This window comes from Cellulomonas sp. P1_G12_2 (assembly GCF_056405535.1).
Map to the genome: position 1 here is coordinate 148,134 of NZ_JBFUBX010000007.1, position 12,467 is coordinate 160,600.

The 12,467-nt window shown below is 74.3% G+C and carries 11 protein-coding genes; 5 read left to right on the plus strand and 6 right to left on the minus strand.

What is annotated here, in order from left to right; translation table 11 throughout:
- Positions 1-43: 43 nt before the first annotated feature.
- Together AC1DXT_RS18355 and AC1DXT_RS18360 are read right to left on the minus strand one after the other, a co-directional pair.
- Complete coding sequence (locus AC1DXT_RS18355; protein WP_477062737.1) at positions 44-505, minus strand: PTS sugar transporter subunit IIA; 462 nt, start codon at positions 503-505, stop codon at positions 44-46.
- A 28-nt stretch (positions 506-533) separates the two neighbouring features.
- Complete coding sequence (locus tag AC1DXT_RS18360) at positions 534-764, minus strand: PTS sugar transporter subunit IIB (protein WP_056092748.1); 231 nt, start codon at positions 762-764, stop codon at positions 534-536.
- A 168-nt stretch (positions 765-932) separates the two neighbouring features.
- Between AC1DXT_RS18360 and ptsP the strand changes: the two genes are divergently transcribed.
- From ptsP to AC1DXT_RS18385, 5 genes are all read left to right on the plus strand, one after another.
- On the plus strand, positions 933-2,624 hold the full coding sequence (gene ptsP, locus AC1DXT_RS18365) for a phosphoenolpyruvate--protein phosphotransferase (RefSeq protein ID WP_477062738.1): 1,692 nt from the start codon (positions 933-935) through the stop codon (positions 2,622-2,624).
- A 22-nt stretch (positions 2,625-2,646) separates the two neighbouring features.
- Positions 2,647-3,030 (plus strand): globin, encoded by a 384-nt coding sequence (locus AC1DXT_RS18370; RefSeq protein WP_421740609.1) that lies wholly within the window; start codon positions 2,647-2,649, stop codon positions 3,028-3,030.
- A gap of 70 nt (positions 3,031-3,100) precedes the next feature.
- Positions 3,101-3,970 carry an acyl-CoA thioesterase gene (locus AC1DXT_RS18375; RefSeq protein WP_477062739.1) on the plus strand — a complete coding sequence of 290 codons (870 nt, stop codon included), beginning with the start codon at positions 3,101-3,103 and terminating at the stop codon, positions 3,968-3,970.
- A gap of 43 nt (positions 3,971-4,013) precedes the next feature.
- Positions 4,014-5,018 (plus strand): DNA topoisomerase IB, encoded by a 1,005-nt coding sequence (locus AC1DXT_RS18380; RefSeq protein ID WP_477062740.1) that lies wholly within the window; start codon positions 4,014-4,016, stop codon positions 5,016-5,018.
- 52 nt (positions 5,019-5,070) lie between these two features.
- Positions 5,071-6,684: an SDR family oxidoreductase gene (locus AC1DXT_RS18385; protein WP_477062741.1), complete on the plus strand. Its 1,614-nt coding sequence runs from the start codon at positions 5,071-5,073 to the stop codon at positions 6,682-6,684.
- Here the strand turns inward: AC1DXT_RS18385 and AC1DXT_RS18390 are convergent.
- The 4 genes from AC1DXT_RS18390 to ettA form a co-directional block, all read right to left on the minus strand.
- Positions 6,662-7,156 carry an acyl-CoA thioesterase gene (locus tag AC1DXT_RS18390; RefSeq protein ID WP_477062742.1) on the minus strand — a complete coding sequence of 165 codons (495 nt, stop codon included), beginning with the start codon at positions 7,154-7,156 and terminating at the stop codon, positions 6,662-6,664. The genes AC1DXT_RS18385 and AC1DXT_RS18390 overlap by 23 nt on opposite strands.
- A 20-nt stretch (positions 7,157-7,176) precedes the next feature.
- Positions 7,177-8,772: a GTPase gene (locus tag AC1DXT_RS18395; protein WP_477062743.1), complete on the minus strand. Its 1,596-nt coding sequence runs from the start codon at positions 8,770-8,772 to the stop codon at positions 7,177-7,179.
- 17 nt (positions 8,773-8,789) lie between these two features.
- Positions 8,790-10,646: a dynamin family protein gene (locus AC1DXT_RS18400; protein WP_477062744.1), complete on the minus strand. Its 1,857-nt coding sequence runs from the start codon at positions 10,644-10,646 to the stop codon at positions 8,790-8,792.
- A 106-nt stretch (positions 10,647-10,752) separates the two neighbouring features.
- Positions 10,753-12,435 (minus strand): energy-dependent translational throttle protein EttA, encoded by a 1,683-nt coding sequence (gene ettA, locus AC1DXT_RS18405; protein ID WP_477062745.1) that lies wholly within the window; start codon positions 12,433-12,435, stop codon positions 10,753-10,755.
- Positions 12,436-12,467 lie beyond the last annotated feature (32 nt).

A 12,467-nucleotide genomic window follows, 5' to 3' on the forward strand; every position in this document is an offset into this window, starting at 1 on the left:
CTCCACCGTGCACGCGGCGACCGCTGACGGCAAGAGCGAGCGGTCAGGCCCAGTCGATCAGAGGGTCCCCCGCGTGGACGGTCTCACCGTCGCCCACCAGCACTGTGAGCGCCTCGGGGTTCGCCTGGAGCGCGACGACCGGGCAGACGGTCTGCAGCCCGGCCGCGGAGACGTCGACCGGGGACCACGTCACGAGGCGGTCTCCGGCGCGGACGGTCTGACCGCCGTCGACGTGCAGCGTGAAGCCCTGCCCCGCCAGGCCGACGGTGTCGATGCCGAGGTGGACGAGGATCGTCCGTCCCTCGCTCAGCTCGAGCGCGAACGCGTGCGGGTGCAGGGCGCCGATCACGCCGTCCGCGGGCGCCAGCACGGTCTGGGTCTGCACGTGCTGCGGCTCGATGGCCACACCGGGGCCGACCATGCCCTCCGCGAAGACCGGGTCGGGCACGGCCGAGACGGGCCGGACGACGCCGGTCAGCGGGCTCAGCAGCCGCAGGGTGGTCATCCGTCGCGCCCGGGGCCGCGGCGGCCGGTCAGCGCAGGCTGTCGAGCTCGGCGGCGAGGTTGTCGGCCTCGGGGCCGACGATCACCTGGACGATGCGGCCCGAGCGCACCACGCCGAACGCGCCGCTGGCCTTCAGCGCCGCCTCGTCGACCAGATGGGCATCGCTCACCTCGACGCGGAGCCGGGTGATGCACGGCTCGAGGTCGACGACGTTCCCGTCGCCGCCCAGCGCTGCGAGGATCTGCTCTGCCTTGCTCAATGGAACTCCCCAGCTCGACCGGCGCCGATCTGCGCCAAGGGCCAGCGTAACCCTGGCACACCGTCCGCAGCCTCGCAGTGCCGGACGGTGCGTGCCGGGTGGCGTGGGCGGACACCGAGGGACCACACTGCCGTCAGGTCGAACGAGGAGGTGCGCCCAGTGGGGCCAGTGCGCCAGTCATCCCCCACGGTCATCGCCGGGATCGGGGTGAGCCCAGGACGCGTGGTCGCTCCAGCCGTGCTCATGCCCGACCCGATCGCGGAACCGCCCTCCGGACGACGTCTGCCACCCGGCACCGACTACGCCGCAGAGGCGAAGCGGATCGCCGCGGCGTCCGAGGTGGTCCGCGCCGCGCTCGACGCCGCCGCCGACCGTGCCGACGGCGACAGCGCCGACCTCCTGCACGCCACCGCGGCGATCGCCGCGGACCCGACGCTCGTCGCCGACGCCGAGCGGCGCGTCCTCGACGACCGGCTGGTGCCGGAGCGCGCCGTCTGGGAGGCTGCCGAGGCGGTCGCGGAGCAGTTCGAGGCGCTCGGTGGCTACTTCGCGGAGCGCGTGCGCGACATCGCCGACGTCCGCGACCGGCTCGTCGCGGAGCTCATCGGCCGAGCCGCCCCGGGCGTGCCGGCGCACGAGACGCCGTTCGTCCTGGTCGCCGCGGACCTGGCGCCGGCCGTCGTCGCGACGCTCGACACCGAGCGGGTGCTCGCCATCGTCACCGGCGCCGGCGGGCCCACCTCGCACACGGCGATCCTGGCGCGCTCCCGCGGCATCCCCGCGGTCGTCGCGGCCCGTGGCGTCGAGGCGGCCGTGGTGGCCGAGGGGCTCGTGCTGGTGGACGGCGCGGCGGGGACGGTGACCGTCGACCCCACGGACGAGCAGGTGGCGGCTGCGCTGGCCCTCGCCGCGCAGGTCCGCACGTTCGACGGGCACGGGCACACCGCCGACGGGCACCATGTCGAGCTGCTGGCGAACGTGGGTGACCCGTCCGACGCGGCACCGGCCGCCGCCGCGGGTGCCGAGGGCGTCGGGCTGTTCCGGACCGAGTTCGGGTTCCTCGACCGCGACGAGGCCCCGAGCATCGACGAGCAGGTCACGGCCTACCGCCGCGTGCTGGCTGCGTTCCCCGGGCGCAAGGTCGTGGTGCGCACGCTCGACGCCGGCGCCGACAAGCCCCTGCCGTTCCTCGCCGGCGACCCGGAGATCAACCCCGCGCTGGGTGTCCGCGGCCTGCGGACCGCCGAGCGCCACCCCGAGGTGCTCGAGGACCAGCTGACCGCGATCGCCCGGGCCGCCGCCGCCGAGACCGCCGAGGTCTGGGTGATGGCCCCGATGGTGTCCACGGTCGACGAGGCCCAGCGGTTCGTCGCCGCCTGCGCGGCCCACGGGCTGCCGGTGGCCGGCGTGATGATCGAGGTACCGAGCGCGGCACTGCTGGCCGGGCCGATCCTGGCGCACGCCGCGTTCGCCAGCATCGGCACCAACGACCTCACCCAGTACGCGATGGCCGCGGACCGGTTGCTCGGCGCCGTCGCGGAGCTGTCGGACCCGTGGCAGCCCGCGGTCCTGCACCTCGTGGCCGCGGCCTGCCGGGGGGGCGCGCAGCAGGGTCGGCCGGTGGGCGTCTGCGGCGAGGCCGCAGCCAACCCCGCGCTCGCCGTGGTGCTGGTGGGACTGGGGGTCTCCTCCCTGTCGATGACACCGCGCGCCCTGCCCGACGTCGCCGCGCTGCTGGCGGTGACCCCGCTCGACGAGTGCCGCCGGCTGGCGCAGCTCGCGCTCGGCACGTCCAGCGCGGCCGACGCGCGGGCCGTCGTGCGCGCGGGCCTGCCGGTGCTGGAGGAGCTGGGGCTCTGAGCGCGCGTGTGAGGATGTCGGCGTGAGATCCGACTCCTTCTACGCGGCGATCGGTGGGCACGAGACGTTCGTGCGGCTGGTCGACGAGTTCTACCGCGGCGTGGCCGACGACCCGGTGCTGCGCCCCATGTACCCCGAGCAGGACCTCGGCCCGGCCGCCGAGCGGCTGACGCTCTTCCTCGAGCAGTACTGGGGCGGCCCGACCACGTACTCCGACGAGCGTGGGCATCCTCGACTGCGCATGCGGCACGCGCCCTTCAAGGTCAACCCCGACGCGCGTGACCGCTGGCTCCTGCACATGCGGGCCGCGGTCGACAGCCTGGACCTTGCGCCGATGCACCACGCGGAGCTCTGGGACTACCTCGAGCGGGCCGCGCACTCGATGCTCAACACCTTCGACGACTGAGTCCGCTGCGACCGACGTCACGCCGTGCGGACACCTTTCGGGTGCCGCCCGTCGTGAGACGCTGCCGTCCATGACGATCGAGCCCGACCCGACCGCCCCCGTGCTCGACATCCTGCGGCTGGAGGAGGACCCCGGCACGCCGGACCAGTTCACCGGTCGCAGCCTGCCGCAGCCAAGCGGGCGCGTCTTCGGCGGTCAGGTGCTCGCGCAGGCGCTCCTCGCCGCCGGGCGGACGGTCACGGACGGCCGGCTCCCCCACTCGCTGCACGGCTACTTCCTGCGCGCCGGTGACGTGCGCGAGCCCATCACCTTCGCGGTCGAGCGGCTGCGGGACGGACGGTCGTTCAGCGCCCGGCGGACGCACGCGCTGCAGGGTGGCGAGGCGATCCTGTCGATGATCACGTCCTTCCAGGAGCAGCAGCCCGGCCTCGACTACGCCGACCCGATGCCGGCCGGGATCCCCGGGCCCGACGAGGTGCCGTCCGCGCTGGAGCTGCTCGGTGGGATCGACCACCCGGTAGCCAAGTTCTGGACGCAGGAGGCGGCGTTCGACGTCCGGCACGTCGACGGGGCGATCTACCTCGGCCCGCCCACGAAGGCGACCGGTCAGCAGGCCGTGTGGTTCCGGTCGCGAGGACCGGTGCCCGACGACCAGCTGCTGCACCGCGCGCTCCTGGCCTACGCGTGCGACCAGGTGATGCTCGAGCCGATCCTGCGCCGGGCGGGCCGCTCGTGGGTCACCCGCGGGCTGTCGATCGCGTCGCTCGACCACGCCATGTGGTGGCACCGGGACGTCCGCGTCGACGACTGGCTCCTGTACGTGCAGTCCACGCCGAGCGCGCAGGGCGGTCGCGGGCTCGGGGCCGCGCGGGTGTTCACGCAGGACGGGACGCTCGTCGCTTCGGTGGCCCAGGAAGGCATGGTCCGCTTCCCCGACTGACGCTCACCGCGCGGACTCAGACCGGCCGGGCGACACTTCCGGCATGGTTCGCCTGCGCCGCGTCCGCATCGACGCCCCCGGCTGGTCGCGACGTCGAGCCGGTCGGGGGTTCGTCTACCTCGACCTCGACAAGGTCCGGATCGTCGACGAGAAGCACCTCGAGCGGATCACGACGCTCGCGATCCCGCCGGCGTGGCGCGAGGTGTGGATCAGCCCCTGGCCCAACGGCCACATCCAGGCGGCGGGACTCGACGACGCCGAGCGCCGGCAGTACCTGTACCACCAGCAGTGGACCGTGCGTCGGGGTCGTCTCAAGCACGACCACGTGCTCGACGTCGCCCGTCGTCTGCCCGCAGCCCGACGACGCGTCCGGGCGGACCTCGCGCTCGAGGGCATGCCGCGCCAGAAGGTGCTCGCGCTGGCGTTCCGGCTGCTCGACCTCGCCTACCTGCGGGTGGGCGGCGAGGGGTACGCGCTCCAGCACGGCTCGTACGGGTTGGCGACCCTGCTGCGGTCGCACGTCCGCGTCCTGGCACCCGAGAACGAGGGAGACCCCGGCCGCGTGCACCTGAACTTCCCCGCCAAGTCGGGCCAGGTCCGGGACACGGTGGTCGAGGACGACGACGTCGCGGCCCTGGTGCGGACGTTGACCCGGAGGCGGGACGACGGCCCGGAGCTCCTGGCCTGGCGCGACGACGACGGCGGGTGGCACGACGTGACCAGCGCGGACGTCGGCGCCTACGTCAAGCGGCAGCTGGGCGAGGACGCCACCCCGAAGGACTTCCGCACGTGGCACGCGACCGTGCTCGCCGCGCGCGGGCTGGCCGACGCCGGTGCGCCCCCGGCGTCCGAGCGCGCCCGCCGCCGCGTGGTCACCGACGTCGTGCGTGCGGTGGCCGAGGAGCTGGGCAACACGCCCGCCGTGTGCCGGGCGTCCTACATCGACCCCAGGGTCGTCGAGCTCTGGGAGCGGGGCTCGACCATCCGCCCGACCCGATCGCAGGCCGTCGCGGAGCGGCAGACGCTCGCGTTGCTGAGCGGCGGCTGAGGATCCGGCGCGACCGGGTGCGGGTCCGCGCCAGGCACCGCAGACTTCCCAGATGGCCACTGCCCCGGACGACCTCCTGCCCGCGCCGGTCGCGGAGACCCTCGAGGGCCTGGTGCCCGGACTCGGTCCGGACGGGCGCCCGCGCGCCGACGCCCCTCTCGTCGCCGTCACCGGTGTCACCGGCTACGTGGGCGGACGACTGGTCCCGGAGCTGCTCGCGGCCGGCTACCGCGTGCGAGCGGTCGCCCGGCACCCCGACCGGCTTCGGGGACGCCCCTGGTACGCCGACGTGGAGGTCGCAGCCGCCGACGCGGCGGACCCCGAGCAGATCCGCGCCGCTCTGGAGGGCACGCAGATCGCGTACTACCTGATCCACTCGCTGGGCTCCGGGCGCAGCTTCGAGTCGACCGACCGGCACACCGCGCTCGTCTTCGGGCAGGCGGCGCGCGAGGCGGGGGTCGAGCGGATCGTCTACCTCGGCGGCCTCTACCCCGAGGGCGAGGACCTCTCCCCGCACCTGGCGTCCCGCACCGAGGTGGGCGAGATCCTGCTGGCCAGCGGCGTCCCGACGACGGTGCTGCGGGCGGCGGTCATCCTCGGGTCGGGCTCGGCGTCGTTCGAGATGATGCGCTACCTCACCGAGCGCCTGCCGGCGATGACCGTGCCGCGCTGGGTGGAGAACCGCATCCAGCCGATCGCCATCCGGGACGTCCTGCGCTACCTCGTCGGCTCCGCGACGATGCCCGCCGAGGTCAGCCGCGGGTTCGACATCGGTGGCCCGGACGTCCTGACCTACCGCGACATGATGCAGCGCTACGCCGCCGCGTCCGGGCTGCACCGACGGGTCATCGTCGGCGTCCCCGTGCTGACCCCGAAGCTGTCCAGCCTCTGGGTGTCGCTGGTGACCCCGGTGCCCGGCGGCCTCGCGCGTCCGCTGGTCGAGTCGCTGGTGCACGAGGTGGTCTGCGACGAGCACGACATCGCCGAGCACGTGCCCGACCCGCCCGGTGGTCTCATCGGCTTCGACCGCGCGGTGCGGCTGGCCCTGCAGCGCGTGCAGGACGCGGCCGTCACCACGCGGTGGTCGTCGGCCTCCGTGCCGGGCGCGCCCAGCGACCCGCTGCCGAGCGACCCGGACTGGGCCGGCGGCTCGCTGTTCGTCGACGAGCGCCAGGTCACCGTCGACGCCTCCCCCGCGGCGCTGTGGCGGGTGCTCGAGGCCGTCGGGGGCGAGCGCGGCTGGTACTCGTGGGGGCTGGCGTGGCGCGTCCGCGGGCTGGCCGACCGGCTCGTGGGCGGTCCGGGGCTGCGTCGTGGTCGTCGGGACCCGCTCCAGCTGCTGGTGGACGACGCCGTCGACTTCTGGCGCGTCGAGGCCATCGAGGAGGGTCGGCTGCTCCGGCTGCGCGCGGAGATGCGCGTCCCCGGGCTGGCGTGGCTGGAGCTGCGCGTCGAGCCGACGGGCACGTCCGACGCTGCCCCGACCGTCTTCTCGCAGCGCGCGCTGTTCCACCCGAAGGGCCTGCTCGGGCAGCTTTACTGGTGGTCCGTGTACCCGTTCCACGGGATCGTCTTCGGCGGGATGCAGCGGAACATCGCCCGCGCGGCGGAGACCGCCGAGCGCGCCCGCACCGACCGACGGGTCAGCGCCGCCGGCGGATCGTGACCGGCTCCTCGACGAAGTCGGACCACGCCGCGCGCTGCTCGGCTCCGATGCGTCGCGGGGCTCCCGTCGCCGCGTCGACCAGCACCAACGTGGTCAGAGCGCGCGCGTACGTGACGCGCTCGGGGCCGACGTCTCCCGCGTCGCGCACCTCGTAGCAGACGTCCAGGCTGGCCCCGCCGAGGTGGCCCAGCCACATCTCCACGACCACCGGGGTCCTGCGGTAGCCCAGCGGCTTGAGGTACTCGATCTCCTGACGCGCGACGAGCGTGGACAGCTCGGCGCCCGGACCCGCGTCGAGCACCGCCGTCGGCCAGGCGCTCTCCACCCGGCTGCCGTCGGGCGCCACCGGGTGGCTCCAGAACGCCTCGATCCGCGCCTCCTCCAGCAGCCGGAGCATCTCGACGTTGTTCACGTGCTGGTAGGCGTCCATGTCCGACCAGCGCAGCTGCACGGGGACCTCGAGGCGAGTCATGCGCTCGATCCTAGGAGCGGTCAGGCCGCAGCCTTCGACGCCGCCGCGCGGCACCGCGCCAACGCGTCCATCTCGGCGGCGACCGGCCCGATGACGTGGTCGTTGACCGCCGCCGCCACGGACGCACCCAGGCGCCGGCGCGCCGTCGCTGCACGGCTGCGCCCCGCGACCACCCCGACGAGCCAGCCGAGTCCGGCGACGAGCAGTCCCGCGGCGACCCCGCCGAGCAGCAGGAGCGTCGGCGCGGGCACCCCCCACCACATCGGCGTCACGGGCGCGGGCAGCTGCAGCCACGCCATGGCGGCCAGCGTGATGAGCCAGCCCAGCCCCGCGACGGCCACCGCCAGGAGCACCCACTGCAGGAACGCGAGCACCCGCCACGTCCACGGCACCCGGACCGCGCCGACGGGCACCCGCACCACGGTCCGGTCGAGCACGTCGTCGAGGTCCACGTCGGCCGCCCGGGACCGCGCAGCGAGGACCCAGTGGTCCGGCGCTCCCGCCGTGGCCGCGTCCACGTAGGTGCGCACCGCGCTGAGCGCCGCGGCTCGTTCTCCCGCCGCGGGCGCCGGGCGGGACGAGCGCAGCAGGTCGTCCTGCCCCGCCCGGAGCCGGTCCCGCCCCAGTCCGAGGCGTCGCAGGGGGTCCGGACGCAGCTGCGCGACCCACCGCGTCACCGGCCACCCGGTCGCGGCGCGCGCCGACCGCTTGGTGGAGCGCCGCACCGCGTCCGCGACCTCGTCGACGCCTGCCGCGGACTCCCACGCGCGGACGAGGGACGCAGCCGCGCCGACCTCCCGGCGCACGTTCGGCGGGCGGCCGCACGCCTCGACCAGGGCGCGCGCCGCCAGCCGCACGTCCCCGGTCACCCGCTCGGTCGCCGCCAGCCGGCGCTGCGCGGCCCGCGCGAGCAGGTCCCGCAGCTCGCCGACGCCCGCGCCGGTCGACGCGCTCACGGCCAGCACCGGCGACGCGCCCAGGCCGTCCTCGACCGCCAGCCGCTGCAGGTCCGCCACCATCGCCCGCTGCTCCGCGGGGCTTAGCCGGTCGGCCTGGTTGAGCACCAGGACCACGACTCCCGCGTGGTCCCGGAGCCCGCGCAGGTAGCGGGTGTGCAGGGCGGCGTCGGCGTACTTCTGCGGGTCCACCACCCAGACCAGCAGGTCCACGCGCGCGTACAGCCGCTCGGCGATCGTGCGGTGCTCGGTGACCACGGAGTCGTGGTCGGGCAGGTCGAGGAGCACCAGGCCGGTCGCCGACTCCAGGGCGCGGCTCGCGGCGACGTGCCGCTGGCGGACGTCGAGCCAGTCCAGGAGCTCGTCGGCGCCCTGATCCGTGTCGTCGCCCTTGGCGGGGACGATCACCGCGACCGGCTGCCCGGTGGTGGGCCGGCGGACGCCCGGCTCCGCGATGCGCGCTCCGGCGAGGGCGTTGAGCAGCGACGACTTCCCCGACCCGGTCGCGCCGGCGAGCGCGACCACCGTGTACTCACCCGACAGCGACGCACGGTCCCGCGCCTTGGCGACGACGGCCGTGGGTGCCTCGAGGGCGGCGTCGGGCAGCCGCCCGCGGGCAAGACCGACGGCCTCGTCGAGCGCCGCGACGCGCCCCGTCAAGCTCCCCGCCGACGCGCTCACCCGTCGCCCCGGAACCACCGGTTCCACCACCGGGGGCGCTCCGGCTCCTCACGGTCGGGCACTGCCACGGCGCGGCCGACAGCCCCGGTCCCGCGCAGGTGCCCGCTGCCACCGGCGGGGAGCTCGCCGGCGCCCCACGCGGTCGCGGCGGTCCGCGCCGCCATCGCCGAGCTGACGGCCGCGGCCGACGCCCGCAGGTCGTCGCCGTCCCGTCCGCGCGCTCCCGTGGCATCCAGCTGGCGCGTGAACCGGGACGACTCCTCCTCCAGCAGCGCGTCCGTCCGAGCCGCGAGGCTCCTGTGCGCCTCCTGCGTGAGCCGGCGCACGGCGTCGTCCCCGAAGACCGCCTCCAGCAGGCGCTGCGCGAGCAGGGCCGACCCGCCGACGATGCCGATCTCGGCACCCGTGATTCCGCCGGTCGACGCGAAGACCGCGACCATGAGCACGGCGCCGAGCCCGTTGACCCCGTAGGACAGCGCGCGCGCGGTCGTCCGCTTGTCGGCACCCTCCGTCTCGACGAGGGACAGCACGTCGCCCTGCCAGGCCCGGACCTGTTCCGCCGTCCGCGTCCGCAGATCGCTCGACGCCCGCGACAGGGCGAGCCCGTCGAGCAGGGCGAGGCCCGCCGGGTCGTGCCGCCACGCGGAGTGAGCGGTCTCGGCGGCGTCCTCCGCGGCATCCTGGATGACGGCAGACAACCCGTGCGCCACCGCCTCGACGAGCGCCGGCTCGGCCGGTCGGCGTCCGCGCACGAACCCCACCAGGCGGTCGCGAAGCCGGGACACCCCCTGCTCGAGGGAGCGGAACCACTCGCTGGTGCCGACCACGTCCTGCCACCGGGCCAGCACCTCGCCGCGCAGCAGCGTCCCGTCGGAGGTCGCGTGCGCGATCTGGGCCGCCGCCGACGCGTACGCCGCCGTCACCGCCGAGCGCAGCCGCGCGTCTGCCTCCCGCTGCTCGTCCGCCGCCGCGGCCAGGTCGAGCGCCCGGCGGGACACGTCGGCGACCGCCCCGTCCCAGGTCTCGGCGAGCGCGGCCGCGCGGACCGCAGGGTCGGTGGCCGTCCGGGTGAGGAAGTCGGCGATCGGCCCCACGGCGTGCTCGGGCAACAGTCCGTCCTCGAGAGCGACCTCGGGCACCACGATCACCGTGGCCGACGACAGGCCGGCGTCCCCAAGCATCTGCTGCAGGTGGTCGCCCACCGCGGTCTCGGTACCGACGTCCACCCGGTCCAGCACGAGCGCCAGGTGCGTGCCCCGCTGGGCGGCGTCGGCCAGCAGCTCCCACGGGACGGCGTCCGCGTACCGCGCGGCGGTCGTGACGAACAGCCAGACGTCCGCGGCACCCAGCAGCTGGGCGGCAAGGATGCGGTTGCCCTCCTCGACCGAGTCCACGTCGGGCGCGTCGAGCAGGGCCAGTCCGACGGGCACAGCCTCGGAGGCCACCAGCCGCAGTCCCGGCCGCGCGCCCGCGAGCCCCTGCTCACCGGCCGCGTCCGCGCGGGACAGCGACGGGAGCACGCGGTCCGAGCTGAACCAGCGGACGTCGAGGGGGTGGTGCACGAGCACCGGCCAGCGGGTCGTGGGCCGCAGCACCCCGGACGGGCTGACCTCGGCGCCGACCAGCGAGTTCACCACCGTGGACTTGCCGGCACCCGTCGAGCCGCCGACGACGACCAGCACGGGAGCACCCGGATCGCGCAGCCGCGGCAGCAGGTAGTCGTCGAGCTGGTCCAGGACGCGGGTGCGGTCGGCACGGGCGCTCGGAGCCGAGGCGGTCTCGAGCGGAAGCCGGACGTCGGCGACGCGGCTGCGCAGCGTGAGCAGGGCGCCGACCAGCTCGTCGTGCTCCATCGCCACCGCCTCTCAGGTCATGCCGAGCGTATAGGCGCAGGTCCGAGAAGGTGCGGTGAGCGCGACGAGGCCGCCCGTCCTCGTGGACGGGCGGCCTCGTCGGACGTCAGTCGCGGCGCAGCTTGCGGTACGTCACGCGGTGCGGGCGGGCGGCGTCGGCGCCCAGCCGCTCCACCTTGTTCTCCTCGTAGGACGCGAAGTTGCCCTCGAACCAGTACCAGTTGCCCGGCTCGTCCTCGGTCCCCTCGTAGGCCAGGATGTGCGTCGCCACCCGGTCGAGGAACCACCGGTCGTGCGAGACCACGACTGCGCAACCGGGGAACTCGAGCAGCGCGTTCTCCAGCGAGCCGAGCGTCTCGACGTCCAGGTCGTTGGTGGGCTCGTCGAGCAGGAGCAGGTTGCCGCCCTGCTTGAGCGTGAGCGCGAGGTTGAGGCGGTTGCGCTCGCCGCCGGACAGCACGCCGGCGGGCTTCTGCTGGTCGGGACCCTTGAAGCCGAACGCGGCCACGTAGGCGCGCGACGGCATCTCGACGTTGCCGACCTTGAGGAAGTCGAGCCCGTCCGAGACCACCTCGAACAGGGTCTTCTTGGGGTCGATCCCGCCGCGCGACTGGTCGACGTAGGAGATCGACACCGTCTCGCCGACCTTGAGCTCGCCCTTGTCCAGCGGCTCGAGCCCGACGATCGTCTTGAACAGCGTGGTCTTGCCGACGCCGTTGGGACCGATGACGCCGACGATGCCGTTGCGGGGCAGCGTGAAGCTCAGGTCGTCGATGAGCACGCGCCCGTCGAAGCCCTTGCCCAGGCTCTTGGCCTCCAGCACGATCGAGCCGAGTCGCGGACCCGGCGGGATCTGGATCTCCTCGAAGTCGAGCTTCCTGGTGCGGTCCGCCTCGGCGGCCATCTCCTCGTAGCGCGCCAGGCGCGACTTGGACTTGGTCTGCCGGCCCTTGGCGTTGGACCGCACCCACTCCAGCTCGTCCTTGAGGCGCTTGGCCAGCTTGAGGTCCTTCTTGCCCTGGATGGCCAGGCGCTCGCCCTTCTTCTCCAGGTAGGTGGAGTAGTTGCCCTCGTACGGGTACAGCCGGCCGCGGTCGACCTCACAGATCCACTCCGCGACGTGGTCCAGGAAGTACCGGTCGTGGGTGACGGCCAGGATGGCGCCGGGGTAGTCCTTGAGGTGGGCCTCCAGCCAGAGCACGCTCTCCGCGTCCAGGTGGTTGGTGGGCTCGTCGAGGAGCAGGAGGTCCGGCTTCTCCAGGAGCAGCTTGCACAGGGCGACCCGGCGGCGCTCACCACCGGACAGGACGGTGACGTCGGCGTCCGGCGGCGGGCAGCGCAGGGCGTCCATCGCCTGGTCCAGCTGGGCATCCAGGTCCCAGGCGTCGGCGGCGTCGATCGCCTCCTGCAGGTGGCCCATCTCGGCCAGCAGCGCGTCGAAGTCCGCGTCCGGCTGGGACATCAGCTCCGAGATCTCGTTGTACCGGTCGAGCTTGCCCTTGATCTCGGCGACGCCCTCCTCGACGTTGCCGAGCACCGTCTTGGACTCGTTCAGCGGCGGCTCCTGCTGCAGGATGCCGACCGTGTAGCCCGGGCTCAGGCGCGCCTCGCCGTTCGACGGCTGGTCGAGGCCGGCCATGATCTTGAGGATCGTCGACTTCCCGGCGCCGTTGGGTCCGACGACGCCGATCTTGGCGCCCGGCAGGAAGTTGAGGGTGACGTCGTCGAGGATGACCTTGTCGCCGTGCGCCTTGCGCGTCTTGTACATGGAGTAGATGAACTCAGCCACTGGCTCTTCGTCCGCCTCGGTGCTCGTGGGGT

Coding starts and splice junctions, on each gene's coding strand:
- AC1DXT_RS18400 (WP_477062744.1), bottom strand. CDS start 10,646: ATGGAGCACGACGAGCTGGTCGGCGCCCTGCTCACGCTGCGCAGCCGC.
- AC1DXT_RS18390 (WP_477062742.1), bottom strand. CDS start 7,156: ATGACTCGCCTCGAGGTCCCCGTGCAGCTGCGCTGGTCGGACATGGAC.
- AC1DXT_RS18375 (WP_477062739.1), top strand. CDS start 3,101: ATGACGATCGAGCCCGACCCGACCGCCCCCGTGCTCGACATCCTGCGG.
- AC1DXT_RS18385 (WP_477062741.1), top strand. CDS start 5,071: ATGGCCACTGCCCCGGACGACCTCCTGCCCGCGCCGGTCGCGGAGACC.
- AC1DXT_RS18355 (WP_477062737.1), bottom strand. CDS start 505: ATGACCACCCTGCGGCTGCTGAGCCCGCTGACCGGCGTCGTCCGGCCC.
- AC1DXT_RS18380 (WP_477062740.1), top strand. CDS start 4,014: ATGGTTCGCCTGCGCCGCGTCCGCATCGACGCCCCCGGCTGGTCGCGA.